The sequence below is a fragment of the Nodosilinea nodulosa PCC 7104 genome, assembly GCF_000309385.1.
Lineage (GTDB): Bacteria > Cyanobacteriota > Cyanobacteriia > Phormidesmidales > Phormidesmidaceae > Nodosilinea > Nodosilinea nodulosa.
In genome coordinates this window covers 1-22,319 of sequence record NZ_JH976538.1, presented here as the reverse complement: position 1 = coordinate 22,319, position 22,319 = coordinate 1, and the positions used below count along the sequence as shown (strand labels likewise).

The 22,319-nt window shown below is 51.7% G+C and carries 26 protein-coding genes and 4 pseudogenes; 7 read left to right on the top strand and 23 right to left on the bottom strand.

The window, feature by feature from the left end; genetic code table 11:
- Nucleotides 1-200: 200 nt before the first annotated feature.
- The 8 genes and pseudogenes from LEPTO7104_RS0128430 to map all read right to left on the bottom strand — a co-directional run bounded on the left by LEPTO7104_RS0128430 (nt 201) and on the right by map (nt 6,352).
- Nucleotides 201-962, bottom strand: a complete 762-nt coding sequence (locus LEPTO7104_RS0128430) for an SDR family NAD(P)-dependent oxidoreductase (RefSeq protein WP_026073167.1) — start codon at nt 960-962, stop codon at nt 201-203.
- Between the two features lie 160 nt (nt 963-1,122).
- Nucleotides 1,123-2,010, bottom strand: coding sequence for an AraC family transcriptional regulator (locus LEPTO7104_RS0128425; protein WP_017301977.1), 888 nt, complete (start codon nt 2,008-2,010; stop codon nt 1,123-1,125).
- 203 nt (nt 2,011-2,213) lie between these two features.
- On the bottom strand, nt 2,214-2,393 hold the full coding sequence (locus tag LEPTO7104_RS38875; RefSeq protein ID WP_071527426.1) for a hypothetical protein: 180 nt from the start codon (nt 2,391-2,393) through the stop codon (nt 2,214-2,216).
- A 47-nt stretch (nt 2,394-2,440) separates the two neighbouring features.
- Entirely contained in the window at nt 2,441-3,184 is a 744-nt protein-coding gene (locus tag LEPTO7104_RS0128420; protein ID WP_017301976.1) for a 3-oxoacyl-ACP reductase family protein, read from the bottom strand.
- A 31-nt stretch (nt 3,185-3,215) separates the two neighbouring features.
- The gene (locus tag LEPTO7104_RS35800; protein ID WP_017301975.1) at nt 3,216-4,094 is read right to left on the bottom strand and encodes an NmrA family NAD(P)-binding protein; all 879 of its coding nucleotides are present in this window, start codon (nt 4,092-4,094) and stop codon (nt 3,216-3,218) included.
- Between the two features lie 29 nt (nt 4,095-4,123).
- The gene (locus tag LEPTO7104_RS0128410) at nt 4,124-4,861 is read right to left on the bottom strand and encodes an SDR family oxidoreductase (RefSeq protein ID WP_017301974.1); all 738 of its coding nucleotides are present in this window, start codon (nt 4,859-4,861) and stop codon (nt 4,124-4,126) included.
- 48 nt (nt 4,862-4,909) lie between these two features.
- Nucleotides 4,910-5,026: pseudogene (locus LEPTO7104_RS43885) on the bottom strand (3-oxoacyl-ACP reductase); the annotation flags it as partial.
- 501 nt (nt 5,027-5,527) lie between these two features.
- Nucleotides 5,528-6,352, bottom strand: coding sequence for a type I methionyl aminopeptidase (map, locus tag LEPTO7104_RS0128405; protein ID WP_017301973.1), 825 nt, complete (start codon nt 6,350-6,352; stop codon nt 5,528-5,530).
- A 103-nt stretch (nt 6,353-6,455) separates the two neighbouring features.
- Between map and LEPTO7104_RS38870 the strand changes: the two genes are divergently transcribed.
- Complete coding sequence (locus LEPTO7104_RS38870) at nt 6,456-6,653, top strand: ribbon-helix-helix domain-containing protein (protein ID WP_071527425.1); 198 nt, start codon at nt 6,456-6,458, stop codon at nt 6,651-6,653.
- A gap of 442 nt (nt 6,654-7,095) precedes the next feature.
- Here the strand turns inward: LEPTO7104_RS38870 and LEPTO7104_RS35795 are convergent, their stop codons facing one another.
- From LEPTO7104_RS35795 to LEPTO7104_RS35790, 3 genes are all read right to left on the bottom strand, one after another.
- Entirely contained in the window at nt 7,096-8,172 is a 1,077-nt protein-coding gene (locus LEPTO7104_RS35795; RefSeq protein WP_225887113.1) for an HNH endonuclease domain-containing protein, read from the bottom strand.
- A 5-nt stretch (nt 8,173-8,177) separates the two neighbouring features.
- Nucleotides 8,178-9,578, bottom strand: a complete 1,401-nt coding sequence (locus tag LEPTO7104_RS0128395) for a transglutaminase domain-containing protein (protein WP_017301972.1) — start codon at nt 9,576-9,578, stop codon at nt 8,178-8,180.
- Between the two features lie 65 nt (nt 9,579-9,643).
- Nucleotides 9,644-10,954 carry a Y-family DNA polymerase gene (locus LEPTO7104_RS35790; RefSeq protein ID WP_017301971.1) on the bottom strand — a complete coding sequence of 437 codons (1,311 nt, stop codon included), beginning with the start codon at nt 10,952-10,954 and terminating at the stop codon, nt 9,644-9,646.
- Between the two features lie 331 nt (nt 10,955-11,285).
- Here LEPTO7104_RS35790 and LEPTO7104_RS38865 point away from each other — a divergent pair, with 331 nt between their 5' ends.
- A complete protein-coding gene (locus tag LEPTO7104_RS38865; RefSeq protein WP_017301970.1) occupies nt 11,286-11,462 on the top strand; it encodes a DUF4278 domain-containing protein in 177 nt (58 codons plus the stop codon).
- A gap of 75 nt (nt 11,463-11,537) precedes the next feature.
- Here the strand turns inward: LEPTO7104_RS38865 and LEPTO7104_RS0128380 are convergent, their stop codons facing one another.
- Nucleotides 11,538-11,867 (bottom strand): S24 family peptidase, encoded by a 330-nt coding sequence (locus tag LEPTO7104_RS0128380; RefSeq protein ID WP_017301969.1) that lies wholly within the window; start codon nt 11,865-11,867, stop codon nt 11,538-11,540.
- A 116-nt stretch (nt 11,868-11,983) separates the two neighbouring features.
- Here LEPTO7104_RS0128380 and LEPTO7104_RS0128375 point away from each other — a divergent pair, with 116 nt between their 5' ends.
- Nucleotides 11,984-12,244 carry a hypothetical protein gene (locus LEPTO7104_RS0128375; protein WP_017301968.1) on the top strand — a complete coding sequence of 87 codons (261 nt, stop codon included), beginning with the start codon at nt 11,984-11,986 and terminating at the stop codon, nt 12,242-12,244.
- A gap of 36 nt (nt 12,245-12,280) precedes the next feature.
- Here the strand turns inward: LEPTO7104_RS0128375 and LEPTO7104_RS38860 are convergent, their stop codons facing one another.
- The 4 genes from LEPTO7104_RS38860 to LEPTO7104_RS0128360 all read right to left on the bottom strand — a co-directional run bounded on the left by LEPTO7104_RS38860 (nt 12,281) and on the right by LEPTO7104_RS0128360 (nt 14,670).
- Nucleotides 12,281-12,865 carry an N-acetylmuramoyl-L-alanine amidase gene (locus LEPTO7104_RS38860; protein WP_071527424.1) on the bottom strand — a complete coding sequence of 195 codons (585 nt, stop codon included), beginning with the start codon at nt 12,863-12,865 and terminating at the stop codon, nt 12,281-12,283.
- Between the two features lie 134 nt (nt 12,866-12,999).
- Entirely contained in the window at nt 13,000-13,563 is a 564-nt protein-coding gene (locus LEPTO7104_RS38855; RefSeq protein WP_071527447.1) for a hypothetical protein, read from the bottom strand.
- 386 nt (nt 13,564-13,949) lie between these two features.
- Nucleotides 13,950-14,273 carry a hypothetical protein gene (locus LEPTO7104_RS0128365; protein WP_017301966.1) on the bottom strand — a complete coding sequence of 108 codons (324 nt, stop codon included), beginning with the start codon at nt 14,271-14,273 and terminating at the stop codon, nt 13,950-13,952.
- On the bottom strand, nt 14,266-14,670 hold the full coding sequence (locus LEPTO7104_RS0128360) for a hypothetical protein (protein ID WP_017301965.1): 405 nt from the start codon (nt 14,668-14,670) through the stop codon (nt 14,266-14,268). The genes LEPTO7104_RS0128365 and LEPTO7104_RS0128360 overlap by 8 nt, the downstream gene beginning before the upstream one ends.
- Before the next feature lie 49 nt (nt 14,671-14,719).
- Between LEPTO7104_RS0128360 and LEPTO7104_RS0128355 the strand changes: the two genes are divergently transcribed.
- Entirely contained in the window at nt 14,720-16,441 is a 1,722-nt protein-coding gene (locus LEPTO7104_RS0128355) for an IS1634 family transposase (protein WP_017297181.1), read from the top strand.
- Here LEPTO7104_RS0128355 and LEPTO7104_RS35785 read toward each other — a convergent pair.
- Both LEPTO7104_RS35785 and LEPTO7104_RS40600 read right to left on the bottom strand, forming a co-directional pair.
- Nucleotides 16,438-16,641, bottom strand: a complete 204-nt coding sequence (locus LEPTO7104_RS35785; protein WP_017301964.1) for a hypothetical protein — start codon at nt 16,639-16,641, stop codon at nt 16,438-16,440. The two genes, LEPTO7104_RS0128355 and LEPTO7104_RS35785, sit on opposite strands and share 4 nt — an antisense overlap.
- Nucleotides 16,642-16,736: 95 nt before the next feature.
- Nucleotides 16,737-17,000 carry a hypothetical protein gene (locus LEPTO7104_RS40600; RefSeq protein ID WP_155523953.1) on the bottom strand — a complete coding sequence of 88 codons (264 nt, stop codon included), beginning with the start codon at nt 16,998-17,000 and terminating at the stop codon, nt 16,737-16,739.
- A 583-nt stretch (nt 17,001-17,583) separates the two neighbouring features.
- On the opposite strand from LEPTO7104_RS40600, the gene LEPTO7104_RS0128340 reads away from it, so the two are divergent.
- The 3 genes and pseudogenes from LEPTO7104_RS0128340 to LEPTO7104_RS35780 all read left to right on the top strand — a co-directional run.
- A complete protein-coding gene (locus LEPTO7104_RS0128340; protein ID WP_017301962.1) occupies nt 17,584-18,246 on the top strand; it encodes a hypothetical protein in 663 nt (220 codons plus the stop codon).
- Nucleotides 18,243-18,608, top strand: a complete 366-nt coding sequence (locus tag LEPTO7104_RS40595; RefSeq protein ID WP_017301961.1) for a hypothetical protein — start codon at nt 18,243-18,245, stop codon at nt 18,606-18,608. Before LEPTO7104_RS0128340 ends, LEPTO7104_RS40595 begins: the two co-directional genes overlap by 4 nt.
- Nucleotides 18,506-19,252 (top strand): annotated as a pseudogene (locus LEPTO7104_RS35780) (IS256 family transposase); the annotation flags it as partial. The gene LEPTO7104_RS40595 and the pseudogene LEPTO7104_RS35780, both read left to right, overlap by 103 nt.
- A gap of 20 nt (nt 19,253-19,272) precedes the next feature.
- On the opposite strand, the pseudogene LEPTO7104_RS38850 reads toward LEPTO7104_RS35780, so the two are convergent.
- From LEPTO7104_RS38850 to LEPTO7104_RS0128310, 5 genes and pseudogenes are all read right to left on the bottom strand, one after another.
- Nucleotides 19,273-19,530, bottom strand: a pseudogene (locus LEPTO7104_RS38850) (ribulose-phosphate 3-epimerase); the annotation flags it as partial.
- A 3-nt stretch (nt 19,531-19,533) separates the two neighbouring features.
- On the bottom strand, nt 19,534-20,307 hold the full coding sequence (gene pgl / locus LEPTO7104_RS0128330; RefSeq protein ID WP_040697936.1) for a 6-phosphogluconolactonase: 774 nt from the start codon (nt 20,305-20,307) through the stop codon (nt 19,534-19,536).
- A 209-nt stretch (nt 20,308-20,516) separates the two neighbouring features.
- A complete protein-coding gene (locus LEPTO7104_RS0128325) occupies nt 20,517-21,464 on the bottom strand; it encodes a class I fructose-bisphosphate aldolase (RefSeq protein ID WP_017301958.1) in 948 nt (315 codons plus the stop codon).
- Between the two features lie 176 nt (nt 21,465-21,640).
- Nucleotides 21,641-22,069, bottom strand: a complete 429-nt coding sequence (locus tag LEPTO7104_RS0128315; protein ID WP_264308801.1) for an HAD-IIB family hydrolase — start codon at nt 22,067-22,069, stop codon at nt 21,641-21,643.
- Nucleotides 22,066-22,319, bottom strand: a pseudogene (locus LEPTO7104_RS0128310) (ISKra4 family transposase); the annotation flags it as partial. The gene LEPTO7104_RS0128315 and the pseudogene LEPTO7104_RS0128310, both read right to left, overlap by 4 nt.

The window sequence follows — 22,319 nt, the reverse complement described above, 5'->3', positions numbered from 1 at the left end:
ATCACGCACTGATAGCAGGGCTGACTCATCTCCTCAAACCCTTGCCTGATCTTCGTATCTATGTGTTTCCGCAGTAGAGCACAAGTAGGTCTGTATAAACTTCGCGATTTGAGGTTCTATAAGTAGCTCAATCTAGAACTGATACTCTGAATCAGCTAACTGGCTATCATGATTTGTCTACCGATTGAAGTTGATTTGAGCTAGAGAGACTGCCCCCCGGCGACTTCGATTCTCTGTCCAGTCATCCATCGGTTCTCTTCTGACAGCAACAGCGCGATCGCCCCTCCAATATCATCGGGTTCACCCACCCGACCTAAAGCAGTTTGGGACGCGATGTACTTATTGATCTCTGGATTGTTCTGCACGACACTGCCTTCGGTGGCGATCGCTCCTGGAGCCACTACATTCACTGTGATTTGTCGCTGTCCTAGTTCCTTCGCTAAGGAGCGAGTCAGAACCTCGATCGCGCCTTTCATGCTGGCATAGACCGCTCGTCCTGGGCTTATGGTGCGGGTCAGAAACGATGAAACATTCACGATTCGTCCACCATCTTTGAGTAATGGCAGCAACTTCTGAGTGAGAAAAAAGACACCCTTGAAGTTAACGTTGAATATTCGATCAAATTCTTCCTCGGTTGTTTCTGCAAATAGTGAACCGCCACTAATTCCAGCGTTATTGATGAGGAAATCAAATTGCTCGATGCCCCAAGTGTTTTGCAGGGCTTGCTTGACTTGTATCACAAACGCATCAAGGGTTTCGATGCTGCCGATATCGATCTGCAACGCTACTGCTTTATGGCCCATTGCCTCAATTTCAGAAACAACGGATTTTGCTTCCGCTTCACTGTTCAGATAGGTTACAATTACGCCCACTCCTTGCTTTGCCACTGCCAAAGCAGTATTCTTTCCCAGTCCTCGACTCGCTCCTGTCACTAGAGCAATTTTTGGTTTATCTTGTGTCATTAGCTTATTTCTCCAATGAAAGACACTCAGGTGTAATCCTAGATAGATTTATTGGAGATATTAATCCTGCCGTTCTATCTATTCTGAGTGTTCTAAATGTACTGAATTCTTGTGCTTAACTTCTTTCAGATTCTTAACCTAAATTGTCAGATTCTTCCTGTTAGCGCACCTGCTTTGGTGTCATGCCAGTGAATCGCTTAAACTGCTGCGTCAAATGGCTTTGGCTAGAGAAGCCGACTTGCAGGGCGATGTCTGCGATCGCCAGATCCGTTTTTGACAACATCACCTTTGCCCGTTCTACGCGCTGTCGAATCACATACTGGTGGGGCGAAATTCCCATTTCCTGCTTAAACAAACTTGCAAAGTAAGTCGGGCTGATATTCACAACGCTTGCCAGTTCAGTCAAGGACAAATCTCGATTCAAGTAAGTGTGAATGTAATCGATCGCCTGCTGCAACTGGATACGAGTGAATCTGCTGTCTTGGGATGCGATCGGTCGCGTCAGAGTCGAATAGTGTCGCAGCAAATGAATTACTAAAATTTGAGTGAGTGATTCGACATAGAGTTTTCCCATCATCCCGTGCGATCGCAACTCAGCCAATATCAGCATACCAATCTGGTGAAGCTGCAGATCTTGCTGACCAAAACAATGTATAAACTCGAACCGTCTTGAATCTATATCAGAGGCTTCAGCAACCTGTTGAATCAGTTCTGGTTTTAAGCAAATGAATAGTGGAGAGCAGGTGATACCACTTTTATCTTGACACCAGTAGCTTGGCTGTCCAGCCGGAATAAAGAGATTGTCCCCTTCCTGAAGGATTGATTCATGCCGTCGATCGTCCCGTTTTTGAATTATATGAGTAGGATTCCCTAGGTGTAAGCTGAGCCAGTGGTCTGAGAGGGCTGGGAGTTCTGCCTCGTAGGTTGAAGCAGGACTTTGACACTGCTCCACCAAAATGCCATTCCAGTCCATTTGACGACTGGAGATCATCAGTGGTTTATTAAACCGTTGGTTGAGTTCGAGCGAGTTGATCTGGTTGCTGGCCATAGAGCTTGCTCTCACCGATTGCTTGCAGTTACAAAATAACACCTCTCAACCTGACTCTGGCGCAGAAAAAGCGTCTACCAGTTAGGAACCCAAGACAATAACTGGCGCATTAAGTCAAAAGCTAGCCATTAACGCTTCTCTCCTTAGGTAGACTTTTCTAACTTAGCCATTGATCGTTCATGCAGCAAAATTTTGCCTGACTATTAACTCTCTATACTGTCACTTTCATCAGCTTTTACTAGATAGGATTGTTTCAGCAATTCAGCAACTTCTTGCGCGATCGCAATCAGGGCATCATTAACTGAAGAGTCACAGAGATAATCAGGTTGAGGTGTAATCTTATACTCAGAATCATTCTTGCATTGTGATACTGAACGCTTCATGGGATCATTCTCGATGAAATGCTGATTTGTGACTGCTTACGTCTTGTTCAAGCAGCTATGCCGCCATCAATTTTGAGGCTCGCACCCGTGACAAAAGCGGCTTCAGGGCCGGCGAGATAGGAAACCATGCCAGCCACCTCGTTGTCCTGTCCGTAGCGACCAAGAGCAATCATGTTAGTGATTTCTTTAGCAGAGTCCCCATCTGCGGGATTCATATCGGTATCGATCGGACCCGGTTGAATATTGTTGACCGTGATGCCGCGAGTTCCCAAATCGCGGGCGAGGCCACGGGTAAAACTAGCGATCGCCCCCTTCGACAACGCATAGACCGAGAGACCGGCAAAAGGGGTAAAATCACTGATGAAGCTACCAATCATGATGCTCCGTCCTCCCTCGCTCATGTGACGAACGGCCTCTTGAGTGGCGACGAAGACGCCTTTGATATTAATGGCGACGAGTCGGTCAAACTCTTCCATCGAGAACTGGTCGATCGGCGCTAAAACCAAAACGCCTGCGTTGTTGACGAAAATGTCGAGCCGACCGAGGGTGTTAACAGTCTCAGCGACGGCGTGTTTTACCGCATCTACATCGGCACTGTCAGCCCGAATCGCCAGGGCTTTTCCCCCGGTTGCTTCAATATCCCGAACCACCTGATCAGCTTTTTGGGGCGAACTGGTGTAGATGAGCGCAACGGCGGCCCCATCGTGAGCGAGACGCTTGGCGATCGCCGCGCCTAAACCGTGTGAACCGCCCGTAACCAGGGCAACTTTGCCTGCAAGTGTCGTCGTCATGATGGACTCCTTTAGGTGTGAAATTGTTGACTCAAGTTTGTGCTTCGATCAGTTTGCTGACGACATCTGAAAGCAGTGTTTGCCCCCTGACTGTTTGAACGTGGCTTCCCCCTTCAAAAACAATGTGACCAGAATTAAAGCCGCGCATCATCTCGCTGTAACTGTTGACGGCTTCAAGCGAAAAGCCGAATCTGGACATTGTTGCCTGCCACTCGATTTCGGGGACAGCGACAGCCTGTACGTCGCGTCCGAGAGCGGCGGCAAAAGCGACGGCGACATCGTTTGGCGAATAATCTGCTGCGCCGTGCAGTTCGATGATGCGTTTGCCCGTCCAGTCTGCGGTCATCGCTTGGGCAACGGCACGTCCGATATCGGCAGCGCACACCATCGGAATCTTGCGCTCAAGCGGTGTGTAGAAGCTCGGTAAAATGCCTTGCTCAGCGGCGACCTGCGCCACGCTGCCCCAATTTTCCATAAACGCCGATGCTCGCAAAAATGCAACGGGAATTTCTAAACTGCCGAACATCGTCTCCAAAATGTGCGTCGTCAAGATGTTTCCCGTGCCCGAGGCATGTTGCGATCCGACCGAGGAAAGCAATACGACTTTCTGCGCGCCGGATTTTTTAATGGCAGCGACGTAATGCTCACCGATTCCTCTCGCCACCGCGAACATATTGGCGACGTTGTAGGCAGGCGGATTCATCGCGTAAACAGCGTCCGCATTCCGCATCGCATGGGTCATCGCTTCTAAATCGCTTAGGTTTGCAAAAGTAACATCTGCGCCTCTCGTCCGCCAAGCAGCGGCGGTTTTGTCCGATCGCAAAACGACCCTCACCAACTGATTTTTCTCAAGCAAAGCGTCAGCAACCGCAGAACCCGTCTGCCCAGTCGCACCAAAAACTACATACACAAGATTTTCCCCTTGGCTCTATAGCGTGGTTACATCATCGTCTGGCGAATCGGGCGGACAATCACTTCATTGACATCAACATCGTCCGGCTGGGACACAGCGTATAAAACGGCTCTGGCGATCGCCTCTGAGGTAAGGGCGGTTTTGCGAAGTTCTTCTAACAAGCCTTTGGATGACTCATCAGTGATATCAGAGCCAAGTTCGGTGGCAACGACACCCGGAGATATGGTGGTGACGCGAATGTTTTGTGATTCCTGCCGCAGTCCTTCAGAAATTGCCCAAACTGCATACTTGGTTGCGCAGTAAACTGCCGCAGTAGGTACTACCACATGGGCACCAATGGACGCAGTATTGATGATTTGCCCGCCTCCTTGCGCTTCCATAATTGGCAGCCCTGCCGCGATACCATTCAACACGCCCTGAATATTCACATTGATCATGTTGTCCCATTCCTCGACTTTCAGGGCATTCATCGGTGATAGAGGCATCACGCCGGCATTGTTAAAGATGACATCAACGCGACCAAATTTGTCCTTGGCGAACTCAACAAATGCTTTCACATCGTCGAGATCGGTGACATCGACCGCTTTGAACTCTGCTGTGCCACCGAAGGCATAAATCTCCTCAACTAGCTTTTCTAGCTTATCTGCCCGCCGTGCTCCCAAAACGACTTTTGCGCCATTTTGGGCGAGCAGCTTCGCGGTGGCTTCACCGATACCGCTACTGGCTCCGATAATAGCAATCACTTTGTTTTCTATATTCAACATGGTGAGTTTTCCTTTTGTTTGAGTTTCCTTTGGTTTTCGTCGTGTGAATTAAAGAAACATGCCGCCAGAAACTTCAATTTCCTGAGCATTTACCCAACGGCTATCTTCAGAAAGTAAAGATGCGATACCTTCGGGAAGCTTCGCTAACGTCCCGCCAATATCATCGAATCGAGAAGATCCACTTGACCTAACGCAGTTTGTGAAACGATAAAGGTGTAATTAACCTGAGTGTAATGAGCTCCAATACTCAAGTTCTTTCAGATTCTTATCGTGATTTATCAGATTCTTATGATTTTTCAGAAGTCTTCGCAAACTTTCAAATACAGGTAGCCACTAATCAGGCGTGATTTTATTGGAAAGTGTCAGTCGGCCCTTTTACGGCTTTAATCGGCTATTGGCAAAGACTTTCCAGACTCAACCAGAGTTTGTTGCTCTCAAAAGTCCGCTGCAATGACTGTTCATGCCAATCGTCCATGATGCTGCCGCGCCACCCCCAATGATAAAAGCTTAGGGAAAGGGCTAGATAGGCCAAGGGATCCGGTCTCTTGACGATGATGTTAAAAGTCGGCTATCCCCATAGGAACCGGGTCCCTGAGCAGCGGTTTATCTTTTGAGCAATATTGTACTTCTTTCTCAAGGAATAAATAAGGAGTTGCGTCTTGAAAATCAAGGAAGAGTTAGAATTTCTACCCCTTCCTCAGTCACAGCAACGGTGTGTTCAAACTGAGCTGAAAGTTTATTGTCTTTTGTAATCACAGTCCAACGATCCGCTAAAAACTTAAGTGTACTCGTGCCTTCGTTTAGCATCGGCTCAACCGTAAAAACCATTCCCGGACGCAGCTTCAATCCACTGCCTCGTTCGCCAAAGTGAGGAATTTGAAGCTCTGTATGCATCTGCCTGCCAATACCATGCCCCACCATATCTCGAACAACTGAGAACCCATTTGCCTCAGCATATTCTTGAATTGCAGCGCCAATATCACCAATTCTTGCCCCCGGCTTGATTTCAGCAATCCCCCGCATCATCGATGCTTGAGTGGCTTCAACCAGTTTCCGGGCGGTTACGGATACATTGCCAACGAGGAATGTTTTAGAGGTGTCGCCATGATAACCGTTTAGGCGTGGCGTTACATCGATGTTGATAATATCCCCGTCTTTGAGGATGTGCTTTGAATTCGGAATTCCGTGACAAACCACCTCATTAATGCTGGTGCAAATTGAGCCGCTAAAGGGGGGATGATTGGGAGGCGCATAGCCAAGGGTGGCACTGGTTGCACCATGGGCTTGCATCCAACGCGCCGCCTCATCATTTAAAGCTTGCGTACTCACTCCAGGTTGCACCATTGATCCAAGATGATTGAGGAGGTTCGCAGCAAGTCGTCCAACCCGCCGCATCTTGCCTAATTCTTTACTCGAAAGCAAGACAAGGCCTGGAGGGCCTTTGGGTTGGATAAAATCTCCGGCGATCGAGAGCAAATTCTGACGGTTCATGGATAAAACCTTGATTACTCGTGCTATGCCATGCTAGCACAGCATGGCATAGCACAACACAGGCTAGGCTATTACTGGTATCTTGGAAGCAAGAAAACCAGAAGTGAAACTCAAAATGGGTGGTAAAACAGACTTGGAGCGAGTGGTTGCTTACGTTTCTCCAGAGTTAAAGCAAGAACTGGAGGAGTGGGCACAGACAGATGAACGATCTGTCTCTTGGCTGGTTGCAAAATTAATTGATAGGTCTTTGCAAGAACGCCGAAAACAGCGAAGCGCTTCGGAAGTAGTCAATATGCACTGAAACTAGAGTTCTTGTTGGGTAGGCTGCTCTCATTGTACTTACATTGACTTAGCTCTCAATCGGGGTAGGCCTGCTGATTGACAAAAAAGGCCACTCGAGGGCTGAACGCCTTCAGCATCTGCCGTCGCACAGTGTACTCGACGTCTTATGGGCTATCGAGCCCCTCTCGGTCGCTATTGCTGTATGGGCTTCCAAGTGCTTTTGGTCTTCAGCTTCCATAGTGAGTCATGCCTGGGTCTACCCTTCCACTCTCCCCATTAATACGGTTTTCACAAAAGTGGGATGCACCCCACATGTCCAACATCCGAAACTAGCATTCCATCAGTCCAAACCCGAAGGCGACCAGTAGATACAGCTTTCCAATTACATAGATCAAAACCTTGCTAAATCCCTGGCCTCGGCCACTTCCTCAACCAGGTCAACCACCGCTACAGACAAACTTTCAGAGAAGCCAGAGCCTGCCTGAACCGTAGCAAACCGCAGAGACACATCTTCTCGCAGCACTTCGATCAAAGGCTTTGAAGCCCCATAACTCAGGTGGGTTTGTTCCAGATGAGAGGTCCACCACCAACCGCTCAGCCGTAGGCAAGCGATCGCGCTTCTTGTGCGAGTTAAAGTCTGGATCAGATGGCACCAGGTTCCACAGCTCATTGGTGGGGTAGACCGCTATGGGCAAGATGTGGTCGAGGTCGTAGGAGGTGCCTTGGGCGATGTGCTTCTCCGTCCAGGGACAGGTAAAGGCGGTGCCCTCCATGATCAAGATGTCGATCTGGTTGCGTTCCCAGCTCAGGGGACGGCGGTTGTCAGGGCGAGAGGTCAGTAGGCCGTAGATGTCGCCCCGGTCGTGGTCGCTTACTCTGCCGGTGAACAGGCACCACTCATGAATACACAGGGCTTCGACCCAGAGCGACATCTGGCGGAATGTGGCCCAGAGGTCGAGGGGGATGATCAGGCAGCGGTCTTTTACCCTTGTCCCTGGCACCGCCACAGTCCGGCTGGCCACCTGATTGTAGGCTTGGGGCTTCTCGAAGATGCTCCACTCGCCAGGGCCAGCATAGCGGATGGGCATCTCGATCGTTTTGGCGACAGCGGCGATCGCTCGCTGGTAAGCGTCAATTAGTGGCTGGGGGTAGCGCTGCTGTTTGCGGGATGAGCGCAGCTCGTTGATGAGGAAGAAGCCATCGGCGGGGTTCTTCAGTCCCCCAATCACCTGCTCCCACTGCCGCCTGAGTTCAGTGAGCGCTGGTCTAAAGGCCATATCATTGGTGGTCTGCCCCTGGCGCTGTGCCCGCTGCCCCTGCTGGATGGGGTCATTAGGGTCTACGAGGGGCCAGTAGTAGGCGATCCAGAACTCGGCCAGCAGCTTGAGGGGAACTGCGACATCACTTTGATAGGTTCGCAGGTCTGGGTAGGTCAGCACCACATCGTTGATGGCCCGCAGCAGCGCAATCTTGTAGCTCGTTACTTTCGTATCGTGCTTGAGGATGGTGCTGATGACTTTATCTGAGGTGATGTTCACAGAGATTAGCGCCGATTGAATTCAACTTGGCCCACCTGGGCAAACTGCCCATACTGCTCGTCGCCACTGAATAAGTTGATTTCGTAGGTGCCAGAGCTGGGCAATGGGCAGGTAATCTGAGGGGCTTGGGTCGCGCTATCGGTGCAGTATTCTGCCTGGTTCGAGCCTTTCAGCGAGTAGCTAGAGAGAATCCAGCGCTGGTTAGGATTCTGGAGTTGAATTACCGCATTTTGGTTAGTGTCCGTCTGCGATCGCATCGGGGCAACTAACTTCATCCCCTCGGCAAAGAATTGCGCTCTCATCATCGGCTGGCGCAAGAACTCACCTCGGGTAATAGGCTGTGATCTGAGCTGAAAGTTTTCATCGTCGGGGAAGTGGCTAATGCCCATTACCTCCGGGGGTGGGAAGAGATAATCAGTCTTGTAGGCTTTCTTAAACCCTGACGCCCGATCTACCGTTCCGCTATCCCAGGTTGCATCGAGCAAGTACCACTGTCCATTGACCTTAGCCGCATTCCAGGCGTGGCTCTGCCCCTCCAAATCGCTGGTTGAGCTGCGGGAGTCGCCAACGACATAGACGATCTCTTCACCAATGGCCTGCCCCAAGGCTTCGAGTAGTTTGGCATAGCCTGCACAGACTGCTACCCGGCGCTGAAAGACTGTCGCGGCATCCTGGGGTGGATAGTTTCCAGCAAAGTAGTTGGGAGCATCATAGGCGATGCGGTCAGCCACATAGTCATGGAGCGCCTTCACCCGCATCATTGGGTCTTTTTCCTGGCTGGCAATGTACTGGGCCACTGACTCAATACTGGTTTCGACATTAGCTGGCATGTTGACTACTGTCGGGTGCAGACCTACCTCAGTCCAGGGCCACCCTTTAGCCTGTCCAGCTTGTCCAGCAGGTCTGGGCTGGGGCGCTGGTTGGGGCTTTACTTGGGTCGTGTCGGCATACTGGTCAAAGGGATTGTCGTGGAATCGGAGGTACACCCCCTCCAGGCCACCAGCCAGCGTGAACAGTCCCTTTCGCGCTAGCTCCACCTGTGGCCCCTGCATACCATCTAAGAACCAATCCCCACGGGTAGATAGAGCCAGGAAAGAGGTCTGAGGCCTCAGCGCTACCAGGAGACAGAGAAAGGCTAAATTGAGGGCCAGAGTTCGCAGCGTAATGCGATCGCCCCAGGTGAGAATGCCCGATCCCTTGCCCTTCTTGTGCCCCCGCATGTCCCACAGAATGGGAACCAGGGGAAACAGGAGAATACCTGAAAAAACCGTCAGCAGCTTGGGGCCGTTAATGTAAGCGACCAGCGACGAGGCCAACCAAACCCCTAGAACTGGAGTGAGGAAGACGGCCAGGTAGAACAGTGCTCTGGTGGCCAGAGAAGGCAGCTTCAGGAATAAAAACCGCATGGAATCTTAAAGAGAGGACAGCCAGAACGAACTTAAATGCTAGGTTTCCCGCATTTGGTGCTGTCCTATAGGACTGTTTCGTAGGACAGTCTTGTTGATTGATTTCTAGTCGTTTGCCAAACCTTCACAGTTGGTATCTCCGCCCAGTGAGTCGTATAGCGCTGGGAAAAATAGTCTGACCGCATCGCCCAGGTGGGCTTGAGGCCCATCGCGCCAAACTTGACGGCATCGGGGCTGAGCTTACGGTTGAGATTGTCCATAGCCTGCATCAGGCGATCGCGCTTCTCAGTATCTACCGGGGCTGCAAACAAGCTGCCCTGCACCTCTCCCACCGGGGTTAGCTCAGTGGCGATGACCTTGGCCTTCAGGTACTCATAACCTGGCGTAAAGGCCGCTTCTGCCAGTTTCATCGCCTCGTGGATGAGCACAGCGGTATCGTTGGTGGGTTGGTCGAGAGCTACAGAGCGGGCGGATGAATATTGGTTCTCAGGTCGGTAGTAGCTGGTTCTCATGGTGACGGTGAAGTGACCCGCCAGCAGGCCATCGGCCCTCAGCTTTTCGGCACAGCGGGTGGTGTAGGTAGCTACCGCCTCTTTGATGTCCGAGAGTTCTGTGACCAGATGCCCAAAGGAGCGAGATACAATCCGCATGGTGACGGGGGCGGCCACCGGCTCCATTGGGAAACAGGGGGTGCCGCGCAGCTCTAGAACGGTTCTCAGGCCCAGAACTCCGAACTTCTTTTTGATTCTTGTCTCATCAGCGTTCTTGAGTTGGAGCACGGTTTTGATGCCCATGCTGTTAAGTTTGGCCTTGAGGTTGCGGCCAATGCCCCACACTTCCCCCACATCGAGGCCAGCCAGCACAGCGTCTGAGTCGGCCAGGGTTTCAATATTGAGTACTCCATTCAGGTCGGGGTAGCGCTTGGCTTCGTGGGCCGCTAATTTGGCCAGGGTCTTGGTTTTGGCGATGCCCACCGAGACCGGAATGCCGGTCCACTGTTTGACGGTGGTGCGAATCTTTTGGCCGTAGTCAGTCAGGTCGGCTTTGGTGAACCCGTGCAGGCCCAGGAAGGCTTCGTCGATGGAGTACTGTTCGACCTCGGGGCTGAAGTGCTGGAGGGTCTGGATTACCCGCCGCGACATGTCTTTGTAGAGCATGGGGTTCGATGAGAAGGCGTGAATCTTGCCTTGCCTCACCAGGTCTTGGATGGAATACAGCGTCGCCTGCATGGCAACATGCGGCTTGGCCTCGGGCGATCGCGCCACGACACAGCCATCGTTGTTGGAGAGCACCACCACGGGCTTTCCTTCAAGGTCGGGGCGGAAGACCTTCTCACAGGAGGCGAAAAAAGAGTTGCAGTCTACCAGGGCAAACATAGCTAGACCCTAAGGAGAACAGGGGTTTACAGCATTGGAGGTTATGGAGATAGATGCAATAGTATTCCTATACTATCCTCTGAAATGGTCGGTGTCCCGCTGTCCTACGAGACTGTCTTATCGTCACCAGCGCTAATGCTCGGGCAAACGTCATTTGAGGCTTTGCGATCGCACAACAGCGTGATCTCCATCAGCGCCAATGCCTTTTTGCCTCACGCCCAAACTCCATAACTATCACCAGCCAGCTCATACCGCCGTCACCACTCCAATCAAAGATTCACGGGACTATTGGTTCATCGAGACACCCCCCCGTCACTCAGGAGCCCCAGCTATGCAACTCTCTTTCCTTGGCAAATCTTACGAAGCTTCCACCCCTGCTGTTGATGCGATCGCAACCGGCGAAACGGCAACCTTCATGGGCCGTCCCTACGCCCGCAAGCAGTTCACCGTTGCCCAGCGACCGCAGCCTGCTGACCTAACCTATCGCGGCATTCACTACGCCCGGTAGACCACAGATTTCCCTCTAACAGCGTTCCAACCCCAAAGACCCTGCTGGCAACAGCGGGGTTTTTCTTTTCCATCGTCAAACCTTACGGATCAGGTGAGTAACCACGCCCCAAACCTCCATATCTAGCGTTTGTCCTGGTGTCCAACCTGTAGCAGGCACTAATTTACTGTGGTGCTTTTGGACTCTGAGGACTTGGAGAGTACCGGCGATCGCCGCCACGACCAGAGAGCCATCCTGGGCCGTTTGCGAGCGATCGACCACCAGCAGATCTCCTGGCTGTACCTCCTGGTCAGCTGCCATATCCCCCTCGACCTGCATGAAGAAGGTGGCGGCGGGGTTGTGGATCAGGTGTTGGTTGAGGTCTAGGCTTTGCTCAATGGCATCGCCGGGGATGGGGAAGCCCATAGGGGAAGAGAAAGAGAAGTTTGTCTATGCTATTCGTGTGGGGGCGAGGTTGTCTCGTTGTCTTGTAGGACTGTCCTGTGCTTACCTGGGATAGTTGGCCTGAAATTTAACATCCTATGGCTTCATCCAAAATTGACGTTGGACAAATTTTTAATACCTTCCATCACCTCTTGAAGGACTTAGAGCCTTTTGTGGACGTGAAGGAGATGCGTTTGACCTTCGACAAAGATGGTCAGGCATTCCTGGTAGCTCCCGACTTCTCAGAGCCAATCCAAGCAGATCCGAGAGTTCATCGTTTAGTGCGTGAGGAAATGCACCAGATTATTGCTAAGCATCGCTCTATCCAACCTGAGCAATCTAGAAATCCACAGCAATAATCTGGGCGGTTTCTCGATTAATGGTCTGAAGAGACTCTAAAAAGAGTTGCCCGTGAAGGCTTCAAAAATAGCTGCGGTTGCTACTTTTGCTAGCCAGATTATATGTTCTTCATCATTTTTTCCTTCCATAAAACCCAACTCAAGCAAATGAGCTAGAGGTTTTGTATCAGCAATCCATGCCAGCCTTTTATGTGGTGATTCCGTGTGTACCCTTGCCCACGTTTTTTCATTGCTACCATGAGACTTAAAGGAGTCGCGGAGAAATTTTCCGATTTCTTTACTGCCCTCAGAGTTGCCGTAGTAGACACCAAAACGACGTGAGGCATCATCTAGACTAAGACCTGCTGCTGAATCACGGTGGATCTCTATAACCCAAGCATTGCCGAATTCATATCTTTTGTTTACCCACTCAATAGAAGCTACGTAGTCAAGTTCATGTGGTACAACTACCACTTCAACTCCTTTTTCTTTCAGGGTTTTAGCAACATAATCTACAATAGTGATAGCCTCCTTACTTTCTTGATGACCTTTGTAAACAGCCCCAGGAGCATCGCCACCATGTCCAGCGGCTAATACTACTACATTAGGCTCTTTGAGAAGACGCAATGAAGATGTCATCATAATATTTTCCTCCGATTTATATAAATGAAGAAAGGTGGTTATTTAACCTTGGCATCTCATCAGCTTTTGCGGCTGAATAGCCTCAATTAAAGCTTTTTAACTTTGTTCGCATCTATTAGTTGCGAACTGTCAACTCACTGGGTAGACAGAAATCGTCTAAACTCAGCTACCGCATCTCTCCTGAGCCATGGGTTGATCTCTTTATGCTTCACAGGGCCATGGTGGTCAGTGGTAAATCGCAATAGACGCGCACAATACTCAATTGCGAATCTGTGATTACTCTTAGATACAGAACGGAAGGTGTCACAATCTGTTTTTCCAGAAGCAGACTTTAGAAGCTCTTTAAGGCTGGTGCTAAAGCTCATGGAGTCACCAGAACATTGAAATATTCCAGCTTCTTCAGTGCAGGAGGTATTTGAATTTGGATTTGTTACATCTCTGCCTTCATTCCAGTCCCATGAGCTTTCAAAACCTCCGAGAACCCTCAATACTTCAAGCATTGCAGCTTTTCGGTGGGTGAGGTCTTCCCATGGGCCTAGCTCATTGAATACTTGCGAGTAAATATCTGTTCTATCATTTCTTGCAAAAATCTCGTCGGGTGCCTGTTTACACCAGTCTATAAGTTCATTCAGGAATGCTTCTGATGGAATTCCACGATTATGAACTTTAGCTTTACAAGCATTAAAACTTCTAGGCATCACTAATTTCCTCACTAAAATCTCTATCGGAAAAACTCTGAATGGAGATTGAATCAAGAGTTTAAGATTATTGTCTGCCAAAACCTAGCCCGCTCTTTCACTTCGACGGGGAGATACTTTTGGCTTTACCAGATAGATGAAGGGAGTCCCTGGTAAACAATGTTTAGGTTGTTTTTCTGGGGCGAATATAAACCCTGAAATCATTTTTCTCGTCTTCGTTTCTATTATATGCAAGTTGCATAGGTAGAAAAACTTAGTTGTAATCGCTTGGTTGTAAATTGATACATATGGAAATAATTTATATGGAATAGGCTATCTAGCTCCTCACTAGAACGGAGCGATCGCCATCAACTGGGGTGCGTTAAGCGGAGTGGCTATAGTGACTCCTAAGCCAAATACTGTTCCAAAGACCAGTCAGGCGGGTCAGGAATGGTGTGGCAGCCCTGGTCAGCAGCCCGCCGATACCACACCAGCTCTGACACATGGAAGTCAACGTAGCTGGGCACCATCAGCCCCTTAGTGATGGACAGATGTTCAATGTAGAGCTGCCCTTCATCGTCATAGAGATGAAGCCTGACGTTGCGCGGCAGCTTATGAGGAGTACGGCTGAGGATTTCGACCACCACGCCATAGCCATAGCGGCCCTGGTAGGGGTCTTTAAGCTTTACCAGGTCACCACGGGAGAGTTCTTGGGGCTTGGTCTTAGTCATCGACCTTCTCCACTTTCCAGGCCGACTGTGCCCCGTTCTTCCCGGCCCTGGTGAAGCGGAAGCCGTAACGTTCAATCTGGCTACCAGAAAGGGAAGTGAGGCCCAGGATCTCAGCGAGTTCACTGGTGCTGGGCCTCCAGCCGTTGTCAGCGATCGCCTGCAGTTGCTCAAAACGAGAGAGCGGGTTCGTTGGTGCCGGTAGTGGCGTTGCGGGTTGCTGATTGGCGATTGCCGTCATCAACATCTGCATCATCTCTAGCTGTCCTGCCGTCCCGTAGGACTGTTCTACAGCCTCTTGGGGAACGTGAACCATGCCCTGTTGCTGAGGGCGATCGCCAAGGATAAGCGCGACCGCTGAATCGAGGGTATATTCCTGCTGAATCAACTTATGGCTCACGGTTCGCTCATTTTTAAATGAGGTCAGCCAATTGGGATAGGTTAGGGCTATGGATACCCCCCTAACCGTTATCACCGAACGGGTTGACGATATTCCCCTGTTGCTGGCCCAACTGCAGCGGATGGACGTGCAACCCCTGCTCGACGACTACTTTCCGACCCATGGGAACTGGCAGGGGCTCAGCTTAGGCCATGTGGTGATAGTTTGGCTGAGCCACATTTTGTCCCAAGCGGATCACCGGTTAAACCCCGTGCAGGCCTGGGTAGAGCGACATCAGGAAACCTTGCAACAGGGCTTGCAGCAACCGGTTCGCGCCCTTGACCTGAGTGACGACCGCCTAGAAAGCGTGTTGCGATATCTCAGTGATGATGCCCAATGGGCGTTGTTTGAACCGGCGTTGAATCAGCGTCAGATTCAGGTGTATGACCTGCACCCCAAACGGCTGCGTCTGGATAGTACCAGCGTCAGCGGGGATTGGACGGTCAATGAGTCAGGGCTGTTCCAATATGGCCATAGCAAAGACCATCGCCCCGACCTGCCCCAACTGAAGCTGATGCTGGCGACGCTAGATCCGCTGGGGCTACCGATAGCGACCGAGATTGTCTCCGGGCAGCGCGCCGACGACCCGCTCTACATTCCGGCCATCGGGCAGGTGCGTCAGACCCTCAGTCAGTCTGGGTTGCTCTACGTGGGTGACAGCAAGATGGCCAGTCTAGCGACCCGTTGCTTTCTCCAGGCCACAGGCGATTACTATCTCTGTCCGCTCGGTGGGACTCAACTCAAGGCGGAGGCGATGCAGGCCTACCTAGACCCAGTGGAGCAAGGGGCCGTTGAGTTGCAGGAGATTCACTACGACTATGCCGACGGTCACACCGCGCTGATTGCCCGAGGCTATGAGCAGACCCAGACCCGCACAGGAGAATGGGACGGACACACCTGGACGTGGTCAGAGCGGCAATTGGTCGTGTACTCCTTGGCTTATGCTCAATCCGCCCAGCAGGCCTTCCAAGCTCGACTTGAGCACGCCCAGACGGCCTTAGCGGCGCTCAACCAATCGGGGCGCGGCCAGAAAGCCTTTCCCGATGAGGTCGCCTTAGCGCAAGCCGCCGAGGCGATTCTCACCCGCTACCGGGTCAAGGCCTACGTTCAACTCACCTACTCACAACAGGTGGAGCAACACGCTGTGCGTCGCTACCGGGACCGCCCGGCTCGGATGGTGGAGCACCGTCGATTCCAGGTGAATGGCACCCTAGAAACTGAGGCCATCAACCAGCAGATGCAAACCTTGGGCTGGCGGGTCTATGTCACCAATCATCCCGCAGCGGCATTATCGTTGCCTCAAGCCGTGACGGTCTACCGCCAAGAATATCTGGTGGAGCACAGCTTTAGCCGACTCAAAGGGCATCCCCTCTCCCTCTCCCCGATGTACTTACAGCGTGAAGACCATATCAAGGGATTAATTCGCTTACTCTCGATGGGGTTGCGGCTGTTAACGCTGGTGGAGTTTCAGATGCGTCAAGCCTTAGCTGGTCACCAAGAAACCCTCTCAGGGCTATATATCGGTAATCCCAAGCGGGCGACGGCACGTCCGACAGCCGAATTACTGTTGGCCAGTTTTCGCGACATTACTCTAGTCATGGTGAATGCACGAGGGCAGACCTATGCCCATCTGACGGAGCTGACGCCTTTACAGCAGCAGATCTTAAAGGCTCTCAACTTCCCGGTAAGTATTTACACCCTGCTGGGGCCCGTATCTGACGAACCACCTTAGAAATGAGCGAACCGGGAGTGATGGAGTTGGTCAAGCAGGGCCAGTTGGTCAGCGTTAACGTAGGCTTTCTGATTGCGCTTTATTGTCTTAACGCCCAAGGCTTTGATGCGGTTGTACACCTGGGAGCGGGCCACCCCGTAGCGGTCGGGTAGACTTTTTAGGGGCAGTTCATCGACCTCGACCCTTTGAAGTTCTGCCATAGCAGGTATCCACTGGACTGTCCCGCCACCATAGCCACGGCAGCAGGTTTTGTGAACTCCAGAACAGTCAGACCAATTCTCTGAAACCCCTGAGGTCAGGCGGCTACAGCCTGCAAAATTTGTTGGGGGAACTGGTTGCCGTCTTGGATGAACTGCTCCACCAACGCCCGTTCTTCCCTGTGCTCAGCATGGCGGTAAACCTGCTCCAGACCATCCTTGAGGATGGCGATCACCTCGGGGAATTGCAGCATGGCTTCGATGATCTGCTGGCCGTAGTGCTCTCGGATAGGAGAACGCATATAGGTAGGCGACAGCATGAAGCCCAGGATTTGGTAAGGCTCTAGGAAACTCTGAGCCATCCTGCTTCCACCACGGGCTTTCACCAGGTCTTGTAGCCGGGTATAGGCCAGCTTCTGACTCGGGCTGGTGTGGTCGATAACGATGTCTGAGGTTTCAGGAGGCCCAAGCAGGTTGCCCTGTACCCCATTCGCTTGCCTGTTCCTGAAGTAGTCCAGCCAGTTGCCCATCGTGACACCACAATGCCAGTCTGGTCACTCTAGGACGAATGTATTGGCCAGTGAACTCCAGAACACTTCTGAGGCAGTACAATTGAACTGCCAGAAAACACACCAATACCAGCCCTGGGAGCATCACTCTGGGGCTTTTTTGTTGACTTTAATGGCTCTGAGTCCTGTTCTGGGGACAAGTTTAGGCTCCAAATCTGCGATCGCCCGCCTACTCAAGGGTTGGGCGCAGTGCCCCTTTGACAATCAGTACAACCGTGCTATCGAACAGTAAAAGCGCACACCTGGCGTCACCTTTTTTGCACAGTCAGCCGCACCGGGGATGAACACCCCGAGCGCAACATTGGTGCAGTGGTTGCACAGGTGAGAACGCTTTATTTTCAAGGGTTTCACTACTTTCCCAAAGGAGATTGCACGGATGGAAAACGCACCAGAGTACGCAGCGCTGCACGTTGAGGACGTAACGGATGCTGTGCAGCCGCACACCCCCGCACAGGGCGACCGCACACCAGGGCGCACAGGCAGCAACCTCTACAGCTCCAAGCAGATTGCAGAGCGCTACCCCGACATTGGCGTGAAGGAAGTCACGATCAGGACTCGTTGGTATGTGTGGCTGGAGCGAGTAGCCCCAGAGCCGTTGCTGAAGTCGGGGCATCTGTATACCGATCTGGCCGCAGAGCTGTTTGACGACTTTGCCCAGCGTGTGAAGCGCGACGGCATGGACTCCAAAGCCTGGGTCGAGGATGCTAAGGCGCGGTTCTCCCATGAGTGGGGGAATGCGGGGGTGATTGACGGGGAGTTCATGCCCGATGAGGTGGGCAATGCGCTGGCGCTGCTCCAGACCCAGGGAAGTAGCCTTCAGACCCAGCTTGCCGCCGAGATGGCCGATCTAGAAGCCTTTGTGGAGCAGTTGGGCGATGTCGAGGATGACTTTAGCCAAGCGGAACTCGACATGTTTCGCGCTAAGGGAGCCATGCGCGGGGTAAAGCGGTTCAAGGTCGAGACTCAGGCTAAGCTTGGTACATATAACCTGCTGAAGAAAAAGCGGATGCAGGAGAACACCGGGGAGGGGCAGCCATGAGGAGAGCCACCTTTCTAGCCCTGGGTGGTCTGGTGGCCGCCTATGTCCCTGCCCAAGCTCCGATCCTCTCCCCTGGTGCTCAGGAGTTTGCTTTGGGGCAGCAGCCCTATGGAGCGCAGGGCAGCATTACTGAGGCAGAACTGGCGGTGTTGAAGGGGTTGGCATGGCCCCAGGCCTACCGCGATATGGTGGGCACCTTTGGCTACCCCGCCCACCGAACAAATGATGAGGACTACTACCGCCTGGAGGGCAAGAGCGGTGGGCCGACGGCATCTATTTCAATATCCGCGCCGAGGAACGGCAGTGCCTGTTGGTCATCATCGGAGTCACGGACAAAGGGCATAAAGAACTCTTGGGCCTAGAGTCGGGGTATCGGGAATCGGAGTTGAGCTGGAAAACCTTACTGCTGCGGCTCAAAGACCAGGGGCTTGCCCAGGCTCCTCAACTGGCCATTGGGGATGGAGCCTTAGGCTTCTGGAAAGCCCTGTCCCAGGTGTTCCCCACCACGAAGAAACAGCGTTGCTGGGTGCATAAGACCGCTAATGTACTCAACAAGCTTCCCAAACGTCAGCAGCCTGAGGCCAAACGTGCGATCTGGGAGATTTATCGAGCGGAGAGCAAAACAGAGGCAAAGTGCGACTTTAATCGCTTTATCGCGACTTATCAGGCTAAGTATCCCGAGGCCACCCGCTGTCTAGCCAAAGACCGCGATGTCTTGTTGACCTTCTTCGACTTCCCAACTGAGCACTGGGCGCATATTCGCACCACTAATCCCATTGAATCCACCTTTGCCACCGTGCGCCTCAGAACTGACAAGACCCGAGGCTGCGTCTCTAAGGACACCATCCTGGCGCTGGTGTTCAAACTTGTCGAGAGTGCCCAAAAGAGTTGGCTCAGGATCCGAGGCTTCAAATACCTCGCTGACGTGATTGAAGGAGTCCCATTCAAAGATGGAGCCCGAGTAGATGACAACACCAACTTGACCCAGATGCAGGATGCCGCCTAATTCCTAGCCATACACCAGATTTGACAATATCTCTCATTTACAATCATTAAATGAACATTGATCGGCTTTGTTGTTATCGGTCGAATTGCTTCGACAACTAAAGGACCGATAGTAATATTCGGTACATAGCGACCATCCATCACATCAACGTGAATCTAGTCGGCTCCGGCTGCGTCTACCTCTTGTACCTCTGCTCCCAGTCGGCTGAAATCGGCAGATAAAATAGACGCGGCAATCACGGTGGGCCTAGACGATTGAGACGATTGAATGGACTGCATGATTTAGCCAGAAATTGATTCAACTACAGTAGATAACCAATTGGCTGCGGCTTGGTCGACCATCCACGTCAGGTTGCCCTGGGTTGGGCGAATAATTTGGGCAGGCAGGCGATCGGGTTGATATTGTCCTTCTAAAACCGCTTTTAACGTTGCCGCTTTCTCTAGTCCTGTAACAAAAAAGATGACTTCTCGTGCAGCGTTAATCACCGGAGGCGTTAGGGTAATGCGATCGCTGTTCACCTCTTCTACCCAGGGTGAAGCCACTAAACGAGTCTGCTCATGTGTTGCAGCCGTGCCCGGAAATAGAGAGGCCGTGTGTCCATTAGCGCCCATACCTAACAATACTAAATCGAAGCGAGGAAATTCACGGTCGCTCAACTGAAAAAAGTGCTTCAACTCTCGTTCATACTCGATTGCGGCCACATTGGCATCAGGGTACTCAGCTTTGATTCGGTGAATGTTTTCGAGTGGAATGGGAACTTTAAACAGCAACTGCTCCTGCACCATACGAAAATTACTGCTCGGATCGCTAGGTGGAACATGGCGTTCATCGCCCCAAAATAGATAAACTTGAACCCAAGAAATTTGATTTTGCCAGGGTTGAGTTGCCAGTAACGCGTAAAGCGCTTTAGGCGTCGAGCCCCCCGATAGTGCGACCGTAAATCTGTCTCGGGTTTCGATCGCATCTCTCGCAATCTGGACAAAACGAATCACGGCTGCATGGGTAAGGCTTTTAGGATCAGCAAAAGTTTGAATGGTTGAATTCAATGATTGCATTATTGGCTGTCTCTCCTGAGGTAAGTAGTCTACTGCAACTGGTTTACAGTAATGTTAGAAGAACTAAAGCAGGGGCGAATGACCGTTCGCGCTCACAAAGGACATGCTTATTCAAACAGAAACGGCTGTGAGACACTTTTTAGCCAAGCAGTTAAGTTCTTAGACTGTTTTGATCCTTTAAAGAGCGATCAAAATAGCCCAATGAATGATTAGATCAATGCAGGAGTGCGGGCGGGCGCAAGCTGCTCGCCATAAATATCTATGATTGTGTTAAGAAAGCGCAGTGCATCTGGTTTAGAGCGTTGGAAAGAATTACGTCCAACAACCGAACCAAATCCATGTCCAGCATGAATAGCACGAGCCTCGTCAAAAAAGGCCTCATCAGTATCGAGCGGTCCACCCGAAAAGATGACAATTCGTCGTCCGTTGAAGGCACATTGCACCACATGATGCACTCGTTCAGTTAGGGTTGCGATCGGGATTTGCTCTTGCTCATACACCCTGCGGGCTGCGTCTTGCTCAATATGCTCATTGGGCAGTTTCACCTTGATGATGTGAGCGCCCAACTGAGCAGCAATCTGAGCGGCATAGCCAATCACATCAATCGCTGTTTCGCCCCTTTTGTTGAGTCCCGATCCCCTTGCGTAGGACCAGATCATCACGACCAACCCATGCCGCTTGGCCTCCTCGGCACAGGCTCGAATCTGCTCATACATCTCAGAGCGATAGGCAGAACCGGGATAAATTGTGAAACCAATGCCCACACATCCCAGTCGCAGGGCATCCTGTATGCTGCCGGTCAAAGCCTGGGTTGGATCAGCTTCACTCAGCAGAATATCGTGATTATTGGCTTTCAGAATCAAGGGAATTTCCCCAGCAAATTCTCGCGCGCCTGCTTCTAAAAAGCCTAGCGGGGCGGCATAGGCGTTACATCCGGCGGCGATCGCCAGCTCAAAGTGATAGCGCGGATCATAGGCCGGAGGGTTGGGGGCAAAACTGCTGGCAGGGCCATGCTCAAACCCCTGATCGACCGGCAGAATTACGAGTCTACCCGTGCCAGCAAGTTTGCCGTGGTTGAGCAATCGGGTCAGATTGGTCAGTGTGCCGGGGTTGTCGCTACCATACCAGCTCAAAATTTCTTTCACTCGATGGGACATGGTGTTTCTCCTAATACTCTTGTTTGGAAATGTTGGGACAGTCTTGCTAACGTTTTTGCTCGTTCTATGGCATATCTTGCCAGCAGCTGCGATAAAACCAGCACATTTGACGATGGCAAATATGCCGCAAAAATTGATCAGAACAGCAGGGACAAACGGGTGTTTGGTGGGCAGGTTTAAACCGGCGATCGCAGCCGACTTTTGACAGCGTTTGCGGCGCTGCTGCCCAAAATGAATTGCTCAACCGCATGGGCAAACCCTTCTTCTTCGTAGGATGTGGTGACGTAATTGGCCTGCTGCTGTACCTCGGGGATGGCGTTGCCCATAGCGATACTCAGTCCACCGCGCTCAAACATTGGCACATCGTTGGGCATATCCCCGATTGTGGCAATCTCGTCTGTAGGAATGTTCAGCAATTGCGAGAGGCGATCGACCACGGCACCCTTATTGGCCTGGGGATGGGTGACATCTAGGTAGTAGGGTTGCGATCGCGCTGCCGACACCTGTTCACCGTCCTCTGAGCTAGCTCTTGCTTGGCAGCAAACCTGTGGACTAAATGCCTGCTGCACATCGGCCTCACACTTAACGACAGGGGAGCATGTCACCTTTGCGCCCCAATCATGCCATTGAGGTAAGCGCAGCGATGGGCTAAGGCCTGTGGAACGTTGTCTTCGTTCCACTGAGCACCCGAGATTTTAATGCGGCGAGCAATCTGCTTGATGCCTGATTCGACGGCTCCTGAACCAATCGAACAAATCTGCTCCCGCTGATAGTAGTCGTAGTTGAGGATGCGGTGCTGGTGCTTGCGTAGATACTGACAGAAGTTCTTGGCCGCTTTCTTTTTTAGCGGCTCAA